At 54.6% G+C, this 24,320-nt stretch carries 22 protein-coding genes; 7 read left to right on the top strand and 15 right to left on the bottom strand.

What is annotated here, in order from left to right:
* Window positions 1-11: 11 nt before the first annotated feature.
* The 11 genes from lpxD to rpsB form a co-directional block, all read right to left on the bottom strand.
* The gene (gene lpxD, locus BMF08_RS09660; protein WP_072570729.1) at window positions 12-1,037 is read right to left on the bottom strand and encodes a UDP-3-O-(3-hydroxymyristoyl)glucosamine N-acyltransferase; all 1,026 of its coding nucleotides are present in this window, start codon (window positions 1,035-1,037) and stop codon (window positions 12-14) included.
* A gap of 3 nt (window positions 1,038-1,040) precedes the next feature.
* Entirely contained in the window at window positions 1,041-1,535 is a 495-nt protein-coding gene (gene skp / locus BMF08_RS09655) for a molecular chaperone Skp (protein ID WP_072570727.1), read from the bottom strand.
* Window positions 1,536-1,641: 106 nt separating this feature from the next.
* Window positions 1,642-4,059 (bottom strand): outer membrane protein assembly factor BamA, encoded by a 2,418-nt coding sequence (bamA, locus tag BMF08_RS09650; RefSeq protein ID WP_072570725.1) that lies wholly within the window; start codon window positions 4,057-4,059, stop codon window positions 1,642-1,644.
* A gap of 29 nt (window positions 4,060-4,088) precedes the next feature.
* Window positions 4,089-5,441, bottom strand: coding sequence for a sigma E protease regulator RseP (rseP, locus tag BMF08_RS09645; RefSeq protein ID WP_072570723.1), 1,353 nt, complete (start codon window positions 5,439-5,441; stop codon window positions 4,089-4,091).
* An 11-nt stretch (window positions 5,442-5,452) separates the two neighbouring features.
* Window positions 5,453-6,310 carry a phosphatidate cytidylyltransferase gene (gene cdsA, locus BMF08_RS09640; protein ID WP_072570722.1) on the bottom strand — a complete coding sequence of 286 codons (858 nt, stop codon included), beginning with the start codon at window positions 6,308-6,310 and terminating at the stop codon, window positions 5,453-5,455.
* A 12-nt stretch (window positions 6,311-6,322) separates the two neighbouring features.
* Window positions 6,323-7,081 carry a (2E,6E)-farnesyl-diphosphate-specific ditrans,polycis-undecaprenyl-diphosphate synthase gene (gene ispU / locus BMF08_RS09635; protein ID WP_072570720.1) on the bottom strand — a complete coding sequence of 253 codons (759 nt, stop codon included), beginning with the start codon at window positions 7,079-7,081 and terminating at the stop codon, window positions 6,323-6,325.
* Window positions 7,082-7,267: 186 nt separating this feature from the next.
* Window positions 7,268-8,467, bottom strand: a complete 1,200-nt coding sequence (ispC, locus tag BMF08_RS09630; RefSeq protein WP_072570837.1) for a 1-deoxy-D-xylulose-5-phosphate reductoisomerase — start codon at window positions 8,465-8,467, stop codon at window positions 7,268-7,270.
* A gap of 93 nt (window positions 8,468-8,560) precedes the next feature.
* On the bottom strand, window positions 8,561-9,118 hold the full coding sequence (gene frr / locus BMF08_RS09625; protein WP_072570719.1) for a ribosome recycling factor: 558 nt from the start codon (window positions 9,116-9,118) through the stop codon (window positions 8,561-8,563).
* 160 nt (window positions 9,119-9,278) lie between these two features.
* Window positions 9,279-10,004 (bottom strand): UMP kinase, encoded by a 726-nt coding sequence (pyrH, locus tag BMF08_RS09620; protein ID WP_072570717.1) that lies wholly within the window; start codon window positions 10,002-10,004, stop codon window positions 9,279-9,281.
* 148 nt (window positions 10,005-10,152) lie between these two features.
* Window positions 10,153-11,004, bottom strand: a complete 852-nt coding sequence (gene tsf / locus BMF08_RS09615) for a translation elongation factor Ts (RefSeq protein WP_072570716.1) — start codon at window positions 11,002-11,004, stop codon at window positions 10,153-10,155.
* Window positions 11,005-11,140: 136 nt separating this feature from the next.
* Complete coding sequence (gene rpsB, locus BMF08_RS09610) at window positions 11,141-11,866, bottom strand: 30S ribosomal protein S2 (protein ID WP_072570714.1); 726 nt, start codon at window positions 11,864-11,866, stop codon at window positions 11,141-11,143.
* Window positions 11,867-12,176: 310 nt separating this feature from the next.
* On the opposite strand from rpsB, the gene map reads away from it, so the two are divergent.
* The 4 genes from map (at window position 12,177) to BMF08_RS09590 (ending at window position 17,076) form a co-directional block, all read left to right on the top strand.
* On the top strand, window positions 12,177-12,971 hold the full coding sequence (gene map, locus BMF08_RS09605; protein WP_072570712.1) for a type I methionyl aminopeptidase: 795 nt from the start codon (window positions 12,177-12,179) through the stop codon (window positions 12,969-12,971).
* Between the two features lie 64 nt (window positions 12,972-13,035).
* The gene (gene glnD, locus BMF08_RS09600; protein ID WP_072570710.1) at window positions 13,036-15,708 is read left to right on the top strand and encodes a bifunctional uridylyltransferase/uridylyl-removing protein GlnD; all 2,673 of its coding nucleotides are present in this window, start codon (window positions 13,036-13,038) and stop codon (window positions 15,706-15,708) included.
* A 32-nt stretch (window positions 15,709-15,740) separates the two neighbouring features.
* Complete coding sequence (gene dapD, locus BMF08_RS09595; protein WP_072570709.1) at window positions 15,741-16,565, top strand: 2,3,4,5-tetrahydropyridine-2,6-dicarboxylate N-succinyltransferase; 825 nt, start codon at window positions 15,741-15,743, stop codon at window positions 16,563-16,565.
* A 121-nt stretch (window positions 16,566-16,686) separates the two neighbouring features.
* A complete protein-coding gene (locus BMF08_RS09590) occupies window positions 16,687-17,076 on the top strand; it encodes a DUF3461 family protein (RefSeq protein WP_072570707.1) in 390 nt (129 codons plus the stop codon).
* A 94-nt stretch (window positions 17,077-17,170) separates the two neighbouring features.
* On the opposite strand, the gene cdaR is transcribed toward BMF08_RS09590, so the two are convergent.
* The 3 genes from cdaR to dgt all read right to left on the bottom strand — a co-directional run bounded on the left by cdaR (window position 17,171) and on the right by dgt (window position 21,566).
* Entirely contained in the window at window positions 17,171-18,328 is a 1,158-nt protein-coding gene (cdaR, locus tag BMF08_RS09585; RefSeq protein WP_072570705.1) for a DNA-binding transcriptional regulator CdaR, read from the bottom strand.
* Between the two features lie 156 nt (window positions 18,329-18,484).
* Window positions 18,485-19,915, bottom strand: a complete 1,431-nt coding sequence (gene degP / locus BMF08_RS09580; RefSeq protein WP_072570703.1) for a serine endoprotease DegP — start codon at window positions 19,913-19,915, stop codon at window positions 18,485-18,487.
* 136 nt (window positions 19,916-20,051) lie between these two features.
* Window positions 20,052-21,566, bottom strand: coding sequence for a dGTPase (dgt, locus tag BMF08_RS09575; RefSeq protein ID WP_072570702.1), 1,515 nt, complete (start codon window positions 21,564-21,566; stop codon window positions 20,052-20,054).
* Between the two features lie 107 nt (window positions 21,567-21,673).
* On the opposite strand from dgt, the gene mtnN reads away from it, so the two are divergent.
* Genes mtnN through BMF08_RS09560 form a run of 3 tightly spaced genes read left to right on the top strand, consistent with a single transcriptional unit; the run spans window position 21,674 to window position 23,790 of the window.
* On the top strand, window positions 21,674-22,372 hold the full coding sequence (gene mtnN / locus BMF08_RS09570; RefSeq protein ID WP_072570700.1) for a 5'-methylthioadenosine/S-adenosylhomocysteine nucleosidase: 699 nt from the start codon (window positions 21,674-21,676) through the stop codon (window positions 22,370-22,372).
* On the top strand, window positions 22,365-23,165 hold the full coding sequence (gene btuF, locus BMF08_RS09565) for a vitamin B12 ABC transporter substrate-binding protein BtuF (protein ID WP_072570698.1): 801 nt from the start codon (window positions 22,365-22,367) through the stop codon (window positions 23,163-23,165). The genes mtnN and btuF overlap by 8 nt, the downstream gene beginning before the upstream one ends.
* 1 nt (window position 23,166) lies before the next feature.
* Window positions 23,167-23,790 carry a TRIC cation channel family protein gene (locus BMF08_RS09560; protein ID WP_072570696.1) on the top strand — a complete coding sequence of 208 codons (624 nt, stop codon included), beginning with the start codon at window positions 23,167-23,169 and terminating at the stop codon, window positions 23,788-23,790.
* Window positions 23,791-23,942: 152 nt separating this feature from the next.
* Here BMF08_RS09560 and erpA read toward each other — a convergent pair whose 3' ends face one another.
* Window positions 23,943-24,287 carry an iron-sulfur cluster insertion protein ErpA gene (erpA, locus tag BMF08_RS09555; protein WP_072570694.1) on the bottom strand — a complete coding sequence of 115 codons (345 nt, stop codon included), beginning with the start codon at window positions 24,285-24,287 and terminating at the stop codon, window positions 23,943-23,945.
* Window positions 24,288-24,320 lie beyond the last annotated feature (33 nt).

Raw genomic sequence — 24,320 nt, 5'->3', positions numbered from 1 at the left:
CGGATGAATTATTAGTCTTGTTGATTGACCTTGCGCTCAACGGCTTTAAGACGCTTGCTCATATCATCAATGTTCATCACCAGTGCTGCTGTTTTGCGCCACACTTTGTTGGGTTGCAGCGGGATACCGGAGGAGTATACGCCCGGTTCAGTAATCGGACGCATCACCATGCCCATACCCGTTACGGTGACTTTGTCGCAGATTTCCATATGACCGTTAATCACGCTGGCACCGCCAATCATACAGTAACGGCCAATTTTCAGGCTGCCCGCCATGATGACGCCACCCGCAACTGCGGTATTGTCGCCAATCACAACGTTATGTGCAATCTGGCACTGATTATCAATAATGACGCCATTACCGATAATGGTGTCATCCAGCGCCCCACGATCGATAGTGGTACAGGCGCCGATCTCTACGCGAGAGCCAATGATCACCCGGCCGAGCTGCGGGATCTTAACCCAGTTGCCGCGATCGTTAGCATAGCCAAAACCGTCCGCGCCGATCACCGTCCCGGACTGGATCAGGCAATTCTCACCGATCTCAATCTCATGGTAAACGGTAACGTTGGCCCATAAACGCGAGCCTGCGCCAATTTTAGTCTTTTTCCCGACGAAGCAACCCGCGCCAATCACTACGTTATCGCCTAATACCACATCAGATTCGATAACGGCGTTCGCGCCAATAGAGAGGTTTTGACCCAGTGTTGCCGAGGCATCAATCACCGCGCTTTGCGCAATGTTCTGTGCCGGCTGCGGCGTGGAATCAAGAATTTGAGCCATACGCGCGTAAGTCAGGTAGGGATTCTTCACTACCAGCGCTGCGCTTTTGGCGTAAGGGAGATCGTCCTGCGTCATGACAACGGCAGACGCCTGGCAGGCGGCCAGGTGTTCACGGTATTTTGGATTTACCATGAAAGTAATTTGACCTGCTTTAGCAGACTGCATGGACGCAACGCCGGTGATGACGATATCGCCATCACCGTGTAATTCTGCATCCAACTGCCCTGCTAATTCAGACAGTCGAATTGAAGGCATTACTTATTTAACCTGTTTCAGCACATCAGCGGTAATGTCTTTCACATCACTGCTGTTGTAAGCAACGGTATTTGCGTCAACCACCAGATCGATGCTCTGGTCGTCAGCCACTTTCTTCACAGCCGCCTGGATACGGTTAACCAGTTTGCCGCGCTCTTCGTTGGAACGACGCTGACGATCCTGCTCAAAAGCTTGTGCTTTCTGAGAGAAGGTCTGGCGCTGTGCCATTACGTCTTTTTCCAGCTTGCTGCGATCGGATGATTTCATGGTAGAACCATCACGCTGCAAACGCTGCATTTTAGACTGCAGATCGGTTTCCATTTTCTGAAGTTCACCGGCACGGCCTTTGAACTCATTTTCCAGCGTTTTGGAAACGCCAGTTGTCTGTGCCACCTGCTGGAACAGGTTGCCCATGTTCACGATTGCAATTTTGTCTGCTGCCTGCGCGGACGTTGCCATCGCTAAACCGAGACCTGCCGCTAATAACCACTTTTTCACTGTAAACTCCTTACCATCCCAAATGTACCCGCAGGTACCATTCTTTGCGTGACAGGGCGAAACCGTGTCACGCTACACTGCTATTGCAGTCCTTTGCAAAGACCAGTTACCAGGTTTTACCGATGTTAAACTGGAACTGCTCTGCTTTGTCGCCATCGTACTTCTTAAACGGCTGGGCGTAAGAGAAGACCAACGGCCCCAATGGAGACATCCATTGTAGTGCGATACCGGCAGACATACGAATATTGCTCGGGTCACTGTAATCAGGCACACCAATCGCTTTCATCTGCGCGGTGTCTTCCCAGTTCGTATCCCAGACAGTACCTGCATCCCAGAAGAAGGACGTACGAACCGAGTTAGCATACTTGTCGCTGATGAACGGCGTCGGCGTGATGAATTCCAGGCTGGCGACGCCCATGGCGTTACCGCCCACAGCATCATCAGAGTTACAGACAGAGCCTGCTACGTTGTTATCACAGTTATCCTGGCCGTTACCGCCGTAGTACACCGCTTTCGGACCAATGTTATTGGACTGGAAGCCACGTACGCTGCTGGAGCCACCGGCATAGAAGTTCTCATAGAACGGCATCTCTTTGCCGCCCAGGCCATCGCCGTAACCCCACTTGGTACGACCCAGAACGACCCACTTGTGGTCATCATCAATCGGGAAGTATGAAGCAGTATCCAGCGTGACTTTGTAGAACTCGTTATCGGAGCCTGGCACCGTGACTTTACCGTTCAGGTTGACGCGCGAACCTTCCGTCGGGAAGTAGCCGCGGTCGAGTCTGTTATAGGTCCAGCCATAGTTAAAGGTGAAGTCATCGGCCGCGAAGCCGTTGTCATCATCCTGCGTACTGGCGCTCTGGCCGATGGAGTCAAGATAACGCCACATGGCGACCTGAGGTTCCATATTGGACAAATCGTTATGCACATAACCTAAGCCCAGACGCAACGTGTTGTACTCGTTGATCGGGAAGCCCAGTGTACCGTCAACGCCATAGCTCTTGTTGGTATACGAGGAGAGGTCAGCGTCATCCGCTTCAAAGTCGTTATAGAAGATACGACCGCCCAGACTCACACCATCAACGGTGAAGTACGGGTTGGTGATCGAGAACTCAGAGTAGGTCTGGTAATCGTTTTTCGTGCCGTTGATGCCAACGGAATAGCCGGTGCCTAACCAGTTATCCTGCTGCACGCCGACCTGGAAGCTAACGCCGCTTTCCGTACCGTAGCCGACACCGAAGTTGAAGCTACCGGTGTTACGCTCTTTAACTTTATAAACGACGTCCACCTGATCCGGGCTGCCCGGAATACGCTGGGTATCGGTATCCACCGTTTCGAAGTAACCGAGACGGTTCAGACGCTCTTTACCCTGGTCAACCAGATCGCTGCCCAGCCATGCCCCTTCCATCTGACGCATTTCGCGACGCAGAACGGCATCCTTCGAGGTGTCGTTACCTTCAAAGCGAATTTTACGAACGTAGTAGCGGTTACCGGCATCAACGTTGACATGCAGCTTAACGGTTTTATCCGTGTCGTTGATTTCAGGCTGCGACTGTACGCGCGGGTAAGCATAACCATAGCGACCAAGAAGCTTTTTAATATCGTCTTCCATTTTGGTCACTTTGGTGCCGTTATACAGCTCGCCCGGCTCAATTTTGGTCAGGCTTTCAATCTCGGCAGAGTGACCTGCCAGATTACCGCTGACCTCCACGCCGGAAAGCTTGTACTGATCGCCTTCGGTGACGTTTACGGTAATGTAGATGCCTTTTTTATCCGGCGTCAGGCTGACCTGCGTCGAATCAATGTTGAAACGGGCATAGCCACGATCCAGATAGTAGCTGCGCAGGGTTTCCAGATCGCCCGCCAGTTTCTGTTTCTGGTATTTACGATCGCCTACCACGTTCCACCATGGCACTTCATCACGCAGCTGGAAGGTTGAGATCAACTCTTCGGTGCTGAAGGCGTGGTTACCAACAATGTTGATCTGCTGGATCTTCGCCGAGACGCCTTCCTGGAAGACCAGTTTCAGGTCAACACGGTTACGCGGCAGCGGCGTGACGACCGCTTTTACGCTGGCGCTGTACTTACCGACGCTGTAGTAGAAATCCTCCAGCCCTTTTTCGATATCGGAAAGGGTGGTGCGATCCAGGGATTCGCCAACACGCACGCCAGAAGCCTCAAGGTTCTGTTTCAGCATGTCATCTTTCACTGATTTGTTCCCAGAGAAAGTGATGCTGGCGATAGTCGGACGTTCTTTCACCTGTACAAGAAGGGTATCGCCATCACGCAGGACGCGGACGTCCTCGAAGTTGCCAGTGGCAAACAACGCACGAATGGTATTACTGATATCTTCATCATTAACCGTATCGCCCTGACGGACTGGCATACTGAGGAGGGCCGCACCAACGGCGACACGCTGAAGGCCTTCGAAATGAATGTCCTTCACTACGAATCCATCAGCACCGTATACGGTGGCGCTGCTAAACAGCAGCGACGCTATGAGCAACTTTTTCATCGCCATCGTTATTATGCGTTCTTCCTAACTAGCTCTCATAACCGAGAGAAATCATTGAAAAGTGCAAGCCCCATTAACAACACCAGCAAAATCGAGCCAATGCGGTAACTAAAGTCTTGAACTCGCTCGGATACCGGTCCGCCCTTTAGCTTTTCAATCGCTAAAAACAGCAGGTGCCCCCCGTCCAGAACAGGAAGCGGGAACAGGTTGATGATCCCAAGGTTCACGCTGATAAGAGCGAGGAACATCAGATAGTAAATCAACCCAAATTCTGCTGACATCCCAGCCCCCTGGGCGATAGAAATCGGCCCACTGAGGTTGTTCAGTTTGACATCACCGGTTATCAATTTCCCCAGCATACTGACCGTCAGCTTCATCAATTGCCAGGTTTTATCCGTGGCTTCAACGATGGCGCTGAATGGTCCGTACTGGCGTACTGTCTTGTACTCGTCAGGCAGCGGGATAATTTTAGGCACCACGCCTGCAAACCCTTCGTCCTTGCCGCTACCCGGTTTTGTATCTGGTATCAGTGTCAAAGACAAGGGGCTGCCCTGTCTTTCGATATCCAGTGCTAACGGCGTGCCGGGATTATCCCGGACAAGGGTGACAAAGGTCATCCACTGCGTTAACTGCTGACCATCGACTTTAACGATCCTGTCGCCTGCTTGCAAACCTGCTTTACTTGCAGCGGAGTCAGCCTGCACTTGCGCCAGTACCGGTTCAATCTGCGGACCGCGTGGCTGAATGCCGAGCGAGGCGACCGGATCTTCGCGGTCAGGCTCAAACGCCCAGTCGCGTAAATCCAGCGTCTTGTTCTGACGGCTGTCAGTACCAAAGGGGGCCACGCTGATTGTAGTCTGCGCATCGCCGATTTTGGACACCAGCTGCAAACGCACAGCATCCCAGTCAGGCGTTTCGATACCATCAATCGCTTTAAGTTCCGTGCCGGGCGTAATTTGCGCGCTGGCGGCGATTGAGTTGGGTGTTATTTCACCGATTACCGGGCGCACGCCAGGCACGCCGATGATAAACACCAGCCAGTAAGCGACGATAGCAAAGAGGAAATTGGCTACGGGACCCGCAGCAATGACGGCAGCACGCTGCCCGACGGTTTTGTTGTTAAATGCGGTATGGCGCAGTTCCGGGATCACCGGCTCTACGCGCTCATCCAGCATTTTAACGTAACCGCCAAGAGGGATAAGCGCGATAACGAATTCCGTACCCTGCTTATCGGTGCGACGCCAGAGCGCTTTACCAAAACCGATGGAAAAACGCTCTACCCGCACACCACAACGACGAGCAACCCAGAAATGGCCAAATTCATGCACCGTGATCAGCACGCCCAGCGCAACAATGAACGCCGCCAGATTCCAGAGAATACTCAGCATATAATCTTCCGTTAAATCGTCCTGAATACCAGCAATAACAGACAGGCAAACACCGGCACCGCCGCTGTCAGGCTATCTATGCGATCAAGTATACCGCCGTGTCCTGGAATAAGGTTACCGCTATCTTTGATACCGGCTTCACGCTTAAACATACTTTCCGTTAAATCACCGAGTACAGAGGCAAGCGCTGCGACAATTGAGCACACCAGCAGCGTGGAAGGCGCAACGTCCAGATTTGCCCACACGCCATAGCCCCAGGATATTACCGCGGCCGTAAATAAACCGCCAATAAACCCCTGCCAGGTTTTGCCCGGCGATACTTTCGGCGCCAGTTTATGCTTGCCGAACAGTTTACCAAACATGTATGCCCCGGAGTCTGCGCCCCATACGAGGATCATGACATACAGCAGCCACAGCGCGCCGCTGTAGTGGTTATCGTCATAGTGCCAGGCGCGCAGCGTCAGCATTCCCCAGAAGAACGGCACAATGGTGAGGATACCGAACACGAGACGTAGCGCTTTTGAATGTCGCCACAGGCTGGCCGACGCCGGATAAAACAGCACCAGCAGCAGCGCGGCAATCCACCAGCCTAAGGATGCCCACAGCGCGCCTTCAACCAGCGGTTGGCGGACGTTGTAATGGTATTCCGGCATCAGTAACAGCCAGCCCGCAAGCAGCAGCCCGCACAATACCGCCAGCCATACCCGCGCGTTCCGGGACGTGAAACCGCTAAACTGCCCCCACTCCCATGCGGCAAGCATGCACACGGCGATAGTGACAATAGCAAATCCCACCGGCGGCAGTAAGAACAGCGCCGCGATAACGACGGGGATTAATACAAAAGCAGAAATCAGGCGATACTTCAGCAAAAGCTACCCCCATCAGGCTTCGTCGCCACCAGGCTCGGTGCCGCCGAAACGACGCTCTCGATTGGCAAAGGCATGCAGCGCACCTTCAAAGTCTTGTTCATCGAAATCAGGCCAAAGAACATCAGTAAAGTAAAGTTCGGCATAGGCAATTTGCCACAACAAAAAGTTACTTATGCGATGTTCTCCCCCTGTCCTAATTACTAAATCTACGGGAGCCAGTTCATGCATGCAGATTTGCTTACTCAGCGCGTCTTCATCAATCTGGTCGGGGCGCAACAGCCCTTCCTGGACCTGAGCAGCTAAATGCTGTACTCCCTGAATAATATCCCAACGCCCGCCATAGTTCGCTGCAATATTCAGCGTCAGCCCCGTATTCTGTGCCGTCAGGGCCTCAGCTTTACGGATCCGTTCCTGCAAACGGGCGTTAAAACGACTGGTGTCGCCGATGACGTGCAGACGCACATTATGGCGGTGCAGGCTTTTTACTTCGCTATCCAGCGCCCACACGAACAGTTCCATCAGCGCGCTGACTTCCTGCGCTGGCCGGTTCCAGTTTTCACTACTAAAAGCGTACAGCGTCAATGCATCGATGCCGTTATTCGCAGCAAACGAAACCGCACGACGAACAGACTTGGCTCCGGCTTTATGACCAAAAGCCCGTAATTTCCCTTGTCTTTTCGCCCAGCGACCATTGCCATCCATAATTATCGCAACATGACGGCAGCCATGCGCTGGCAAATTCTCGCTTAATGGTTGATTAGCAGACAACATAACGCGTTATTAGTCCCTGAAAAGGATTTAGCGGTAGCCAGGAATACTGAAGCCTTTACATAAAAAAGCCGTGTAAAACCACGGCTTACCTGACCTGAAAGGACAAAAGCCCCACGATCAGGTGGCGCAGACTATATCACTGAAGTAATACGCTAACAAATAGCACAACCACGAGTGGCTGTAATATCACCAGCTTGCGAGTTGCGTCACTTGTTTTTGTGCAACATCACGCGCAAGTTTATCAACAGCCAGTACATCATCGATACTTTGCGGTTCGCGCAAATCCATCTTCTCAAGCACAGACAGATTCAGGGCAGCAATGTCGGTAAAGCGAATAGCCGAGTCCAGGAAGGCCGCGACCGTCACTTCGTTTGCCGCATTCAGCGCTGTGGTTGCCGCCTGCCCCTGCTCAAACGCGTCCATTGCCAGCTTCAGGCAAGGATAACGATCGTAATCAGGCGCGCAGAACGTCAGTGCACTCAGCGTACTGAAATCCAGCGGCTTCGCGCCTGAGACCACACGATTAGGCCAGGCCATCGTATGGGCTATCGGCGTGCGCATATCCGGCTCGCCCAGCTGCGCTAACACGCTGCCATCCAGATAACGTACCATGGAGTGGATCACCGACTGCGGGTGGATCAGCACTTCCATCTGATCGGCGGAGGCATTAAATAACCAGCGTGCTTCAATGTATTCCAGACCCTTGTTCATCATGGTGGCTGAATCAACGGAGATCTTACGTCCCATTGACCAGTTCGGATGGCGGCAGGCCTGATCGGGCGTCATTGCAGCCAGTTCAGACAGCGGCGTTTCGCGAAATGGGCCACCAGACCCGGTAAGCAGAATCGACATCACGCCGTTCTGCTCCAGATCAGCGTACCCCAGGTTGTGCTGGAAAGGTTGCGGTAAACTCTGAAAAATAGCGTTATGTTCGCTGTCCACCGGCAAAAGCTGCGCGCCGCTGTGCTTCACGGCTTCCATAAACAGTCGTCCGCAGGTCACCAGCGACTCTTTATTGGCAAGCAGCACGGTTTTACCGGCACGAATAGCCGCCAGCGTCGGCAGAAGCCCTGCCGCCCCGACAATGGCCGCCATCACCTGATCAACCTCATCCAGCGCGGCCATGTCACAGGCCGCCTGCTGACCGCTAAGCACCTCGGTACGGCTGCCGTGCTGCGCCAGCGCGTCTTTCAACTGACGGGCGCAGGCGTCATCATCCATCACCGCATAGCGCGGTGAGAATTCGAGGCACTGTTCGACCATCCGCGCCACGTTTTTACCGGCCACGAGCGCCGTCACCGCGAAGGTTTCAGGATTGTGGCGAACCACATCAAGAGTGCTGCAACCAATAGATCCGGTTGAGCCAAGGAGGGTTAATTGCTTCATCAGACGCCCGGCGTAATTTTGGAGGATAGAAAGCAAAACGCCGCCAGCAAACCCTGTGGATTTCTGTACGGCGTTGTCATCATGTGCGCAGGATCAGAACTGCATCAGTTCCGCTTCTTTATCCGCCAGCGCCGCATCGATTTTTTTAATCGCCGCGTCGGTCTGTTTCTGCACTTCTTCCTGTGAACGACGATCGTCATCTTCGCTGATGGCTTTGTCTTTCAGCAGCGCTTTCACTTTATCGTTCGCGTCACGACGGACGTTACGTACGGCAACGCGCGCGCCTTCCGCTTCGCCACGCACCACTTTGATCAGATCTTTACGACGTTCTTCCGTCAGCGCAGGCAGCGGAACACGAATGTCGCTACCGGCAGAGTTCGGGTTCAGACCCAGATCGGATGCCATGATCGCTTTCTCAACGGCCGGGCCCATGGAACGATCGAACACGTTGATTTTCAGCGTACGGGAATCTTCAACCGTGACGCTGGCCAGCTGACGCAGCGGGGTCGGGGTACCGTAGTACTCCACAACGATCCCGTCCAGCAGGCTCGGGGACGCGCGGCCAGTGCGCACTTTGCTGATTTGGGTTTTGAATGCTTCCACGCATTTTTCCATGCGTACTTCAGCATCTTTTCTGATGTCGTTTATCACGTTACGGATCCTTGAAAACTTGTCTCAGGCAGGCCACACATAGCCACACCCAAAGGTGCGCTAAGTATAGCCTCGTTTCATTCATCACACTGTCACAGTGTCTGATAAAAATCGCTTTTAAATAAAGCGGGATCTTACCTTTATTTAGCGCTCACGGAAATTAGTCCGTGATTAAAGTGCCTTCTTTTTCACCCATGACCACGCGGCGCAGCGCGCCCGGCTTGTTCATGTTGAACACGCGGATCGGCAGTTTATGGTCGCGAGCCAGAGTAAAGGCCGCCAGATCCATGACTTTGAGTTCACGATCCAGCACATCAGCATAGCTCAGCTGATCGTACAGGGTAGCGGTCGGATCCTGCATCGGATCGGCAGAGAACACGCCGTCAACCTTGGTGGCTTTCAGCACCACATCGGCTTCGATTTCGATACCACGCAGGCAGGCTGCGGAGTCAGTGGTAAAGAACGGGTTGCCGGTACCGGCTGAGAGGATCACCACGCGGTTATTACGCAGCAGGCTGATCGCCTCTGCCCAGCTGTAGTTGTCACACACGCCATTCAACGGAATAGCAGACATCAGGCGGGCGTTCACATAGGCGCGGTGGAGCGCGTCACGCATCGCCAGGCCATTCATCACGGTAGCCAGCATGCCCATGTGGTCGCCCACTACGCGATTCATACCCGCTTTCGCCAGACCTGCGCCACGGAAAAGATTACCACCACCAATCACCACACCGACCTGGATGCCTAATTCAACCAGCTCTTTAATTTCCTGTGCCATGCGGTCAAGGATGCTTGCGTCAATACCGAAGCCTTCGGAGCCCTGTAACGCTTCGCCACTAAGCTTGAGAAGAATGCGTTTATAGACGGGTTTTGCATTGGTAGCCATGATTCTTTCCTGAGACTGTCAACGATTGAGAGGGGTTATTTCAGGCGACATATTACGTCGCAAACCAGCACAAACAACATAGGTATTTTGCTGATTTTTTAAAGCGGGGTACAAAAAGAAGCCGCCCTCAGGCGGCTCCTTTTAGTGATTAAGACTGCTTGGACATGGCAGCAACTTCTGCTGCAAAGTCAGTCTCAACTTTCTCGATGCCTTCGCCCACTTCGAAGCGGATGAAGTTAGTCACGTCAGCGTTGTGCTCTTTCAGCAGCTGAGCAACAGTTTTGCTCGGATCGATAACGAACGGCTGACCGGTCAGAGAAACTTCGCCGGTGAATTTCTTCATGCGGCCTTCAACCATTTTCTCTGCGATTTCTTTCGGCTTGCCAGACTGCATGGCGATGTCCAGCTGTACCTGGTATTCTTTCTCTACCACTTCAGCAGACACGTCTTCCGGCTTAACGAATTCCGGCTTGCTTGCAGCAACATGCATTGCCAGCTGCTTAACCAGCTCTTCGTCAGCACCGGTAGCGGCAATCAGAACGCCGATACGCGCGCCGTGCAGGTAGCTGCCCAGCACATCGCCTTCGAGGGCGGCAACGCGGCGAATGTTGATGTTCTCACCGATTTTTGCCACCAGCGCAACGCGCTCTTCTTCGAACTGCGCTTTCAGCACGTCAACGTCAGTGATTTTGCCAGCAACTGCAGCATCCAGCACTTTGTCAGCGAACGCCTGGAAACCACCGTCTTTAGCAACGAAGTCAGTCTGGCAGTTAACTTCCAGAATCACACCGTAGTTGCCGTCGATTTTGGTTTTGATCACGCCGTCAGCAGCTACGTTGCCTGCTTTTTTCGCCGCTTTGATCGCGCCAGATTTACGCATGTTTTCGATGGCCAGCTCGATGTCGCCATTGGCTTCAGTCAGCGCTTTTTTACAGTCCATCATGCCTGCGCCAGTACGTTCGCGCAGTTCTTTTACCAGGGATGCGGTAATTTCAGCCATTCTAAAATCCTCGGGAGATTTGATCTGCCTGGTCGTGATGACCAAACAGCTTAAAAGTGAAAAAGGGGCCATAAAAAGGCCCCTTAACCAAACTCGATACTACCTGGTTAATAAGGGCTCCGGGGAGCGTGCCTTATTATTCAGCTTCTACGAAGCTTTCTTCCGCCTGCGCAGCCAGATCCTGAGAACGGCCTTCACGTACGGTTGCAGCAACAGCGCTCAGGTACAGGGTTACAGCACGGATTGCATCGTCGTTACCCGGGATAACGAAGTCAACGCCGTCCGGATCGGAGTTGGTATCAACGATAGAAAACACCGGGATGCCCAGGTTGTTTGCTTCTTTGATTGCAATGTGTTCGTGGTCAGCATCGATTACAAACAGTGCGTCCGGCAGGCCGCCCATGTCTTTGATACCGCCCAGGCTGTTTTCCAGTTTCTCAAGCTCACGAGTACGCATCAGCGCTTCTTTCTTGGTCAGCTTTTCGAAAGTACCGTCCTGAGACTGAGTTTCCAGGTCTTTCAGACGTTTGATGGACTGACGAACGGTTTTCCAGTTAGTCAGCATACCGCCCAGCCAGCGATGGTTCACGAAGAACTGGTCGCAGCTGTTAGCAGCTTCTTTCACCGCTTCGCTTGCAGCGCGTTTAGTACCAACGAAAAGGATTTTACCTTTACGAGAAGAGATCTTGCTCAGTTCAGCCAGGGCTTCATTGAACATCGGTACAGTTTTCTCAAGGTTGATGATGTGAACTTTGTTACGTGCGCCGAAGATGAAAGGCTTCATTTTCGGGTTCCAGTAACGGGTCTGGTGACCAAAGTGAACACCAGCCTTGAGCATGTCGCGCATGGAAACAGTTGCCATGATTAAAACCTCTATATAAAAGTTGGGGTTATGCCTCCACGTATCCCATATTACCGACCCCGAAGGGCACCCCGGAATATGTGCCGATACGTGTGTGTTATTTACACAAAGTGAGATTTGTGGCTTCACGTGCCAAAATGGAACGGAAGTCCGGCGCGCTTTATACCATAAATACGCCCGTGACACCAACAGTTGTTGGCGACGGATGCGCTTAATCATTCCCAATCTGGCAGGCGGCGCGCCAGGCTGATACCATTGACGCCACTTACACAATTATGGTCGACCCGATCGACCCCGATGGACAGAATCAATGGCTATCTCTATTAAGACTGCGGAAGAAATCGAAAAAATGCGCGTGGCGGGCCGTCTGGCTGCCGACGTGCTGGAAATGATCGAGCCTTTCGTTAAACCTGGCGTCAGCACCGGCGAGCTGGATCGTATTTGTAACGATTATATCGTCAATGAGCAAAAGGCGGTTTCTGCCTGCCTCGGCTATCACGGTTTCCCGAAGTCTGTCTGCATCTCTATTAATGAAGTGGTGTGCCATGGCATTCCGGATGACGAAAAACTGCTGAAAGATGGCGATATCGTGAATATCGACGTCACGGTGATCAAAGATGATTACCACGGCGACACCTCCAGGATGTTTATCGTCGGCAAACCGACCATTCTGGGCGAGCGCTTATGCCGCATCACCCAGGAGAGCCTCTATCTGGCCCTGCGCCTGGTGAAGCCGGGCATTCGTCTGCGCAGCCTGGGCGCCGCCATTCAGAAATTTGTCGAAGCGGAAGGCTTCTCTGTGGTGCGCGAATATTGCGGACACGGCATCGGTCGTGGCTTCCACGAAGAGCCGCAGGTGCTGCACTATGATGCGGATGACGGCGGCGTGGTGTTGCAGGCCGGTATGACCTTTACCGTTGAGCCTATGGTCAACGCGGGCGATTACCGCATTCGCACCATGAAAGACGGCTGGACGGTGAAAACCAAAGATCGCAGCTTGTCTGCTCAATACGAGCATACTATTGTGGTGACGGATAACGGCTGCGAAATTCTGACGTTACGAAAGGATGACACCATCCCGGCGATACTCTCGCACAACGAATGATGAAGAAGCCGGCGATTGCCGGCTTTTTTTATGGCGATAGTTTTTTCTTATAAATGGGCGCGATATGAGTCATAACCTCTGCGAGCAGTTCAGTCACACGGCCCCTTCCCTGCCCGGTCAGCCGGAAAACCCTAACGCCTGGCCTGCGGGAGAGCTGACGTGCGCCGGGATCAAAGCGCGGCTGGACGCCTTCCAGCACTGGCTGGGCGAGGTCTTTGATGCCGGGCTTTCTGCCGAACAACTGATTGAGGCCCGTACCGAGTTTATCGATCAGCTGTTACAGCGCCTGTGGATGGAGTACGGGTTTGGCGAGGTCGCCGACACCGCGCTGGTGGCGGTGGGCGGTTACGGACGCGGCGAACTGCATCCGCTGTCAGATATCGATCTGCTGATCCTCAGCCGTAAAAAGCTCTCAGAGGAGCAGTCGCAAAAGATTGGCGAGCTGCTCACCCTGCTGTGGGACATTAAGCTGGAAGTCGGGCACAGCGTGCGCACGCTGGAAGAGTGCCTGCTGGAGGGCTTATCGGATCTGACGGTCGCCACCAATCTGATTGAATCCCGGCTGTTGATTGGCGACGTCGCGCTGTTCCTGGAGCTGCAAAAGCACATTTTCAGCGACGGTTTCTGGCCGTCGGAAAAATTCTTCGCCGCCAAAGTTGAAGAGCAAAACGAGCGCCATCAACGCTACCACGGCACCAGTTACAACCTTGAGCCGGACATCAAAAACAGCCCCGGCGGCCTGCGCGACATCCACACCTTACAATGGATCGCCCGCCGTCATTTTGGCGCCACCTCCTTAAACGAGATGGTTGGCTTCGGCTTTCTGACTCAGGCCGAACGTAACGAACTGAACGAATGTCAGCATCTGCTGTGGCGCATCCGTTTTGCGCTGCATCTGGAGCTTAACCGCTACGATAACCGTCTGCTGTTTGACCGCCAGTTGAGCGTCGCCCAGCGCCTGAACTATTCCGGCGACGGCAACCAGCCGGTCGAGCATATGATGAAAGACTTCTATCGCGTGACCCGTCGCGTCACCGAGCTGAATCAGATGCTGCTGCAACTGTTTGACGAAGCTATTCTTGCGCTGACGGCCGATGAAAAACCGCGCGCCATTGACGATGAGTTTCAACTGCGCGGCACCCTAATCGATCTGCGGGACGAGACGCTGTTTATCCGCGAGCCGCAGGCCATTCTGCGCATGTTCTATATGATGGTGCGCAACAGCAGCATCACCGGCATTTACTCCACCACCCTGCGCCATTTGCGCCATGCCCGTCGTCATCTGACGCAGCCGCTCTGTTTTATCCCGGAAGCGCGTACGCTGTTTCTCAGCATGCTGCGTCACCCCGGCGCGGTCAGCCGTGGCCTGCTGCCGATGCACCGCCACAGCGTGCTGTGGGCCTATATGCCCCAGTGGTCGCACATTGTCGGCCAGATGCAGTTCGATCTGTTTCATGCCTATACGGTGGATGAGCACACCATCCGCGTCCTGCTGAAGCTGGAAAGCTTTGCTGATGAGGCTACGCGCCAGAAGCATCCGCTGTGCGTGGAGCTGTGGCCGCGCCTGTCGCATCCGGAGCTGATCCTCATTGCCGCTCTGTTCCACGATATCGCCAAAGGTCGCGGCGGCGATCACTCAGTGCTGGGCGCGCAGGACGTGCTGAAATTCGCCGAACTGCATGGCCTGAACTCACGGGAAACGCAGCTGGTCGCCTGGCTGGTGCGCCAGCATTTATTGATGTCCGTGACTGCCCAGCGCCGTGATATTCAGGATCCCGAAGTCATTAAGCAGTTCGCCGAAGAAGTACAGACCGAAAACCGCCTGCGCTTCCTGGTCTGCCTGACGGTGGCGGACATTTGCGCCACCAATGAAACCCTGTGGAACAGCTGGAAGCAGAGCCTGTTGCGCGAGCTGTACTTCGCCACGGAAAAACAGCTGCGTCGCGGAATGCAAAACACCCCGGATATGCGCGAGCGTGTGCGTCATCATCAGATCCAGGCGCTGGCGCTGTTGCGCATGGACAACATTAATGAAGAAGCGCTGCATCATATCTGGGCGCGCTGCCGGGCGAACTATTTCGTGCGCCACAGCCCAAATCAGCTGGCATGGCACGCGCGTAATCTGTTGCAGCACGATCTGAGCGAGCCGATGATCCTGCTCAGCCCGCAGGCCACACGCGGCGGCACGGAAATCTTTATCTGGAGCCCCGATCGCCCCTACCTGTTTGCCGCGGTCTGCGCCGAGCTGGATCGCCGCAACCTGAGCGTGCATGACGCGCAAATCTTCACCACCCGCGACGGCATGGCGATGGACACCTTCATCGTGCTGGAGCCGGACGGCAAACCGCTGGCAGCTGATCGCCATGAGGTCATTCGCTTTGGTCTGCTGCAGGCGATCACCCAGAACAGCTGGCAGCCGCCGCAGCCTCGCCGACAGCCCGCAAAACTGCGCCATTTTACCGTCGACACCGAGGTCAATTTCCTGCCGACCCACACGGACAGAAAATCCTTCCTCGAACTGATCGCCCTCGATCAGCCTGGGCTGCTGGCCCGCGTCGGCCAGGTGTTTGCAGACCTCGGAATTTCCTTACATGGGGCGAGAATTTCGACAATTGGCGAGCGAGTAGAAGATTTATTTATAATCGCCACAGCGGACCGGCGTGGCCTTAATAATGTGCTCCAGCAGGAAGTGCAACAACGGTTGACAGCGGCCCTCAATCCAAACGATAAAGGGTAACGATTTTTTTTATACAGATGGAAAGAGTAAACATGCAGCAATTACAGAACGTTATTGAGACCGCTTTCGAGCGCCGTGCCGACATCACCCCGGCAAATGTGGATACCGTTACCCGTGAAGCGGTTAATCAGGTTATTGCCCTGCTGGATTCCGGCGCGCTGCGTGTCGCAGAAAAAATTGACGGTCAGTGGGTGACGCACCAGTGGCTGAAGAAAGCGGTGCTGCTCTCTTTCCGCATTAACGATAACAAAGTGATCGAGGGCGCTGAAAGCCGCTACTTCGACAAAGTGCCGATGAAATTCGCCGACTACGACGAAGCGCGCTTCCAGAAAGAAGGCTTCCGCGTGGTGCCGCCAGCGGCCGTGCGTCAGGGTGCCTATATCGCCCGTAACACCGTGCTGATGCCGTCCTATGTCAACATCGGCGCGTACGTCGATGAAGGCACCATGGTGGATACCTGGGCCACGGTGGGTTCCTGCGCGCAGATTGGCAAGAACGTTCACCTCTCCGGCGGTGTGGGTATTGGTGGTGTTCTTGAGCCACTGCAGGCGAACCCGACTATCATTGAAGATAACTGCTTCATTGGCGCACGTTCTGAAGTGGTGGAAGGCGTTATCGTGGAAGAAGGTTCCGTGATCTCGATGGGCGTGTACATCGGTCAGAGCACCCGTATTTACGATCGCGAAACCGGCGAAGTGCATTATGGCCGCGTGCCGGCAGGCTCGGTTGTTGTCTCCGGCAACCTGCCGTCTAAAGACGGCTCTTACAGCCTGTACTGCGCGGTGATTGTGAAAAAAGTAGATGCGAAAACACGCGGAAAAGTAGGCATTAACGAATTGCTGCGCACGATCGACTAAGGTATCTCCTCTCCCCCTCAGGGAGAGGGTGACTCACCCCGCCTTTTTTGCACGACGCAGTGGCGAAGATAGATTTTTTCGTTAATTATTCATAGGTTATGTTGAGCTTAAGGGTACCGCTATGTACGATAATCTGAAAAGTTTAGGCATTACCAATCCGGATGAAATCGATCGCTACAGCCTCCGTCAGGAAGCCAATAACGATATTCTGAAAATCTATTTTCATAAGGACAAAGGCGAGTTTTTCGCGAAAAGCGTGAAGTTTAAATACCCGCGCCAGCGTAAAACCATTGTCGCGGATGGCGTGGGTCAGGGCTACAAAGAAGTGCAGGAAATCAGCCCTAACCTGCGTTACGTGATCGATGAGCTGGATCAGATCTGCCAGCGCGATCGTACGGAAGTCGACCTGAAGCGTAAGATCTTAGACGATCTTCGTCATCTGGAATCGGTCGTGACCAATAAGATCAGTGAAATTGAAGCCGATCTGGAAAAGCTGACCCGCAATAAATAACCGTCGCGTGCCCGGTGGCGCACGCTTACCGGGCCTGCAACGATGCGAATTTACAGGCCGGGTAAGGCGCAAGCCGCCACCCGGCATATTTTATCTAACGCTGTTCATCCAGCTGCAACGCCACATACAGCAGCAGCCGGTCGTCAAAATTCCCCAAATCTAAACCTGTTAATTCCGAGATGCGGTTGAGCCGGTATTCCAGCGTATTACGGTGGATAAACAGCGCTTTGGACGTCGCCAGCGGCTGCACGTTATGGCGGAACCAGGCCGTCAGCGTACGCCTGAGCAGCCCGTTGTTATCCATCGCTTTCAGACGCGCCAGCGGACGGGAGAGTTCATTTGCCTGCCAGCCGCCGCGCAGACTGTCGAGCAGCACCGGCAGCATTAAATCCTGATAAAAATAGCTGCGGTTTTCCGGCATCCGCTGTTTACCCACCATCATGGTGGTACGCGCGGTACGATATGACCGGGCGATGCTGCCCGGCCCGGTAAAATAGTTGCCGAGCGCCACGCGAAAGCGCAACTGCCCGTTCTCTTTCATGCGCGAAATCAGCAGTTCCACCCGCTTGCGGTGATCTTCCGCATCCCAGCGGCCAAACTGATTGAGTGCCGGTTTCAGCACCACCATCTCCGTCAGCGACACAATGGCGATCAGGTTATTCCGCTCCGGCGTGGTCAGGGCATTTTGCAACTGCTGAAGTTCCGCCATCGCGCTGTCAACGCCGAGCTGGCCGCTGTCCACTTCCACCACCGCGACCACGCGCGGCTGATTTAAATCGATGCCCAGACGCTGCGCCCATTCGGTCAGCGCCGGGGTGTGCTCTTCTGCCTGGATCAGGTTCATGACCAGCTCTTCGCGCAGGCGGCTGTCCTGGGCTAACAGATGCATCAACCGGGACTGCTCAAGCATCATTTCGGCGGTCATGCACACCAGTTCGCCGTATTTGCGCAGCGTCTCCGGTTCACCGGTAAGGCCGATAACGCCGACGATCTCCCCTTCCAGACGCAGCGGAAGGTTAATGCCCTGACGCACACCGTGCAGATGACGCGCCACGGCGTCATCAATATCCACCACCCGACCCTGAGACAGCACCAGCAACGCGCCTTCGTGCAATTCCCCAATACGCTCCCGATCGCCACTGCCGATGATCCGGCCACGCGCATCCATCACGTTGATATTGGTATCGATAATGCACATCGTGCGTGACACGATGTCCTGCGCCATTTTGGTATCAAGATGCCAGCCAGCCATGTATCCCTCCCGTAAGCAGTGCTCCAGAATAGAAAAGATAATAGCGGCGCGCATTGTGCAAATGCACAGAGCAGGGATCAGAAATGTAGAGTTGTGGAAAGCTTCACAGAACGGAGGGATAACTCCCTTCTCCGTGGCGGAGAAGGGAGTGGCGGATTACTGCATCAGCAGATACAGCGAGGTGTCGCCACGCTGAATATTCAGCGCCAGTACCGACGGTTTGCTGTCGAGGATCTTACGCAGCTCAGCGATATTTTTCACACGCTGCTGGTTCGCGCCAATGATCACATCGCCTTTTTTCAGGCCAATGCGGGCCGCCGGAGAATTGGCTTTCACATTGCTGATGGTGACGCCCTGATCCTGGCCTTTGTTGCTCATTTCCGCGCCTTCAATACCGCTGAAGACGGTGCTGGATTCCACCTGGTTCTGGCTGCTCTGTTGCAGTTCCAGATTGACGGTCACCGGCTTACCGTCACGCAGCAGGCCAAGGGAGACTTTGCTGCCGATTGGCATTGAGCCGACTTCCGCGCGCAGCGCCGCAAAGCTGCTGATCGCCTTGCCGTTCAGGGTGGTGATCACATCGCCCGCTTTAATGCCCGCTTTCGCGGCGGAAGAGTTCGGCATCACCTGGCTGACGAAGGCCCCGCGCTGAGCGTCGACTTTCATCGCTTTCGCCAGCTCAGAGTTGAGTTCTGTTCCCAGAATACCCAGTTCACCACGACGCACCTGGCCGTACTGCACCATCTGCGCGGTCAGGTTTTTTACCATATTGCTCGGGATAGCGAAGCCGATACCGATGTTACCGCCGTCCGGCGCGAGGATCGCGGTGTTGATACCGATCAGCTCGCCGTTCAGGTTCACCAGCGCGCCACCGGAGTTACCGCGGTTAATGGCCGCATCCGTCTGGATAAAGTTTTCATAGTTTTCCGCGTTCAGGCCGCTACGTCCCAGCGCAGAAACGATCCCCGAGGTCACGGTTTCGCCCAGGCCAAAGGGGTTACCGATCGCCACGGTATAGTCACCCACGCGTAGCGCGTCGGAGTCAGCAAGTTTGATAGCCGTCAGGTTTTTCGGGCTCTGGATCTGGATCAGCGCCAGATCAGAGCGCGGATCTTTACCCACAACTTTCGCGTCGAATTTACGCCCGTCGCCCAGCTGCACTTTAATGGTGGTGGCGTTATCCACCACGTGGTTATTGGTGACGACATAGCCTTTTGCGGCATCAATGATTACGCCGGAACCCAGCGCCATGAATTTTTGTTGCTGACCGCCGTCAGATCCGCCCGGCGCGCCGCCCTGGCAGAACGGCGAACTCTGGAACGGCGACCCTTCCTGGCAGAACGGCGAATCGTCACCAAAGAACTGCTGGAAGTTACGGCCCATACGCGGCGTGTTCACCGTCGTGCTGCCTTCCACATTGATGCTCACCACCGATGGCATGACTTTTTCCAGCATCGGCGCCAGACTCGGCATCGGCTGAGCGGCCTGCGCGGAGGACGCGGTTTCAGCCGCCATAGCTGACATCGGAGAAAGCGCTAAACCTAAACTTAATGCCAGTGCACTCATGGCTAACGTCGTTTTTTTCATGTTGTTTAATCTCTGATTACTGATTACGCAAAAGGGCTGTGTTGTTTCAGTGAGAGTCATTTTATAGCGCGAAGTTCCAAAACGGACTTTCTGCAAAAGTAAAAATTTATTGTCAGTCTTTACAATTGCTGCGCTATTATTCAACGGCCATTAAACGGCGGTATTCATCCCAGGCGTACAGATCTGTCATGCCGCTGATATAGTCCTGGATCAGGCGACAACGGTAATAAAACTCCAGTACAGGGAAATCTGTCGCCGCGCGATCTAATTTACTGACCGCCTCTACATACGCCAGCCGGTGACGGGTTGAGAGCTTATGAAAAAGGCGGGTTTCAATCGGGAAACGCCGCAGCCGTTCTTTTTCCGCCAGCTCGCTAAAATCGCTGAGCGTTAATTGCAACAGCGGCCGATAGATATCGAGCAAACCGCTGATCACCCGGTACCCCTGCAATTCCAGCTGTTCTACATCGGGGTGGCTGAAGACATTTTCAACCGCGACGCTCTTATATAATTCAAGCAATTGGCTGTAGCCGCTTTCGTCTTCCAGCAGCGCATGATTAAATTCTCCGGAGAAAATCTGCGGCAGATTATCAATAAAGCGCTGCGCCGCGTAAGGCACCAGCTTATTAAGCGTGTTGACCCGCAAATACATAAAGAACTGATCTTCGGCGCTGCGGCTTAATCGGTTGGCGCGGGATTTATCCCAGGCATTTTCGACGACCTGTGCAAACAGCGATCCTTTTTCATGGCTGCCCCAGGCATCATAAAGATGCTGATAAAGCTGCTCGACGGTAAATATTCTTTTCTCGACGGCGTCTTCCAGATCGGCGACGCAATAAGAAATATCATCCGCGGCTTCCATTACCCAGGTGAGCGGGAAACGGCTGAACGTATCCAGTTCCAGCTCTTTACGTAAGCGGTCGACGTAAGCTTCCTCGGAAAAATAATAGCCGGGCTTCTTCATTAAATAATTATGACTGGCGGGCGGCTCGCCCACCCACCACGCCGGACGGGTATATTTTAAAATACAGCCCACCTGCGCCCAGGTGAGGTTCATACGCATCAGCGAATGTACCAGCCGGATCCCCTGCGCATTACCTTCAAAATGACACAAATCCTGGCGCACCTTTCGCCGCAGGCCGTTCAGTTCATCCTCCCCTTCCCGCAGGCGCAGCGCGGTCACCTGACAGCGATCGCTGCTCAGCGGCTGGCTGGCGGCATCTTCCGGGAACAGGCGCTGGCGAAACCAGTCGTTGATCGCCGCTTCGCCAAAATGGCCGAACGGCGGGTTGCCGATGTCATGCATCAGACAGGCCATTTCAACGATACTTTCAAACGGCCCGGTCAGTTCGGCCAGACCGTAGGTTTCCAGTAGCCGCTGCTCTTTGAGGCGGCTTAAGATCTCTTTGGCGATGTAACGCCCCACCTGCTGTACTTCCAGCGAGTGCGTAAGCCGGGTGCGTACGGCGGCATTGCGCTCCAGCGGGAAGACCTGAGTTTTCTGTTGCAGACGGCGGATCGCCGGGGAATTTACAATGCGCCCGCGATCGCTTTCAAAGATGCGCAGGATCTCATGTTCCGTTTTGACGCCCTGCGGTGAGCGGTAGCGGCGATGCCAGTTTATTTTTCTGCGAAAATCGATCTCAGCCATTTCTTCTCCCGCGATCGTGCGTCATGTGAAGTAATGCATTCCTGCCTGCCATGATAGACTATGCCCTGAAAACGTAACTCAGTCTTATCACATTAGCGAGTATCTCTATGAAAGTTGGCATTATTGGTGCAATGGAAGAAGAAGTGACGCTGCTGCGTGACAAAATCGAAAATCGTCAGACGCAGAATATCGCGGGCTGCGAAATTTACACCGGTACGCTCAATGGCACTGAAGTCGCCCTGCTGAAATCGGGTATTGGCAAAGTCGCGGCGGCGATGGGCGCTACGCTGCTGCTGGAGCACTGCAAACCTGATGTGATCATCAATACCGGCTCGGCAGGCGGTCTCGCGCCAACGCTGAAAGTGGGCGATATCGTGGTTTCCGACGAAGCGCGTTACCACGATGCCGATGTCACTGCCTTTGGTTACGAACTCGGTCAGCTGCCGGGCTGCCCGGCGGGCTTTAAAGCCGACGAAAAACTGGTTGCCGCAGCCGAAGCCTGCATTGCGCAATTAAACCTGAACGCCGTGCGCGGGCTGATTGTCAGCGGCGATGCCTTTATCAATGGTTCCGAAAACCTCGCGAAAATTCGCCATAACTTCCCACAGGCGATTGCCGTTGAGATGGAAGCCACGGCGATTGCCCACGTCTGCCATAACATGGGCGTGCCTTTTGTGGTGGTACGCGCCATTTCTGACGTGGCGGATCAGGAGTCGCACCTGAGCTTCGAGGAATTCCTCGTCGTGGCGGCGAAGCAGTCCAGCCTGATGGTTGAGACGCTGGTGCAGAACCTGGCGCGTGGCTAAGGGTTCCTTCAGGGCGCTTGCCGCCCTGCTTCTGCTGACGCCAGCGTGGCTTTATGCCGCGCCGCGCGTGATTTCCCTCTCACCGGCCAATACTGAACTGGCGTTTGCCGCCGGGATCACGCCGGCGGGCGTCAGCAGCCATTCCGATTACCCGCCCGCGGCCAGTAAAATTGAGCAGGTCGCCAGCTGGCAGGGCATTAACCTTGAGCGCATCGTGGCGCTTAAGCCCGACGTGGTGCTGGCCTGGCGCGGCGGCAACGCGGAACGTCAGGTTAACCAGCTCACCCGCTTTGGTATTCGCGTGCTGTGGGTTGACGCCGAAAGCATCGAGCAGGTGGCGCAATCGCTGGAGCGCCTCGCCGAATACAGCCCGCAACCCGAACAGGCGCACGCCAGTGCTCAGGCGATGCTCACCGATTATGCCGCCTTAAAAGCGCAGTACGCCGGTACGCCGAAGAAACGCGTCTTTATGCAGTTCAGCACTCACCCGCTGTTTACCAGCGGCAGCGGAACCATCCAGCACCAGGTGGTGACGCTGTGCGGCGGTGAAAATATCTTTGCTTCCGCCCGTGTTCCCTGGCCGCAGGTGAGCCGTGAACAGGTGCTGGCCCGCGATCCGCAGGCCATTGTGGTCACCGGCGGAGTGGACGCCATTCCGAAAGTGCAGGCATTCTGGAATAATCATCTCAAAAGTGAGGTGATAGCCCTCAATAGTGACTGGTTTGAACGTGCATCCCCGCGTATTATCCTCGCCGCAAAACAACTCTGTACCGCTCTCGCACAGGTAAAATAAAATGCTTGTCTACTGGCTGGATATTATCGGCACCGCCGTTTTCGCCATCTCCGGCGTACTGCTTGCCGGCAAACTGCGTATGGATCCCTTTGGCGTGCTGGTGCTGGGGGTGGTGACCGCCGTCGGCGGCGGCACCATCCGCGATATGGCGCTGGATCACGGCCCGGTGTTCTGGGTAAAAGATCCCACCGATCTGGTGATCGCTATGGTCACCTGCCTGTTAACCATTCTGCTGGTGCGCCAGCCGCGCCGCCTGCCGAAATGGGTATTGCCGGTGTTCGATGCCGTGGGGTTAGCGGTCTTCGTGGGGATTGGCGTGAATAAGGCGTTTCTGGCCGGAACCGGGCCGCTGGTGGCGATTTGTATGGGCGTGGTCACCGGCGTGGGCGGCGGTATTATCCGCGATATGCTGGCGCGGGAAATCCCAATGATCCTGCGCACCGAAATCTATGCCACAGCCTGTATTATCGGCGGCATCGTGCATGCGACGGCGTTTTATACTTTCGGCGTACCGCTGGAAACGGCGAGTATGATCGGGATGGTGGTGACGCTCGCCATTCGTCTGGCGGCGATCCGCTGGCATCTGAAACTGCCGACCTTTGCGCTGGATGATAATCCGCGATAAGACATGATATTGCCCGGTGGCGCTTCGCTTACCGGGCCTGGAACTGTCATGATTCGCCCGGTGGCGCTACGCTTACCGGGCCTACAAAATAATGTGATGATGTTTTGCAGGCCGGGCGAGACGGCGTCGCCGCCCGACAACAGAGCAGAGAATTAAATGCTGAAGGACGATCCGCAACCGCAGGTGCTTTTGGCGTTCGGGTTGGTCACGACAAAGCGCGATCCTTCCAGACCTTCGGTATAATCCACCGCGCCGCCCACCAGATATTGCAGGCTCATCGGATCCACCACCAGCGCGACGCCGGATTTTTCAATGGTCATGTCGCCATCGTTAACCTGATCGTCAAAGGTGAAACCGTACTGGAAGCCGCTGCAACCGCCGCCGGTAATGTAGACGCGCAGCTTCAGGTTCGGGTTGTCTTCGTCTGCGATCAGATCTTTTACTTTAATGGCTGCGGCTTCGGTAAACTGCAGCGGCAGGGCTACTTCATCACTCATTTTTTGCTCCCAATGATACGGCGATGCGGGCAA

Source organism: Enterobacter sp. SA187 (genome assembly GCF_001888805.2).
In the GTDB taxonomy this organism is placed as follows: Bacteria; Pseudomonadota; Gammaproteobacteria; order Enterobacterales; family Enterobacteriaceae; genus Enterobacter_D.
The sequence above is the reverse complement of the archived record's forward strand: the minus strand, read 5'-3'. Positions and strand labels throughout refer to the sequence as shown.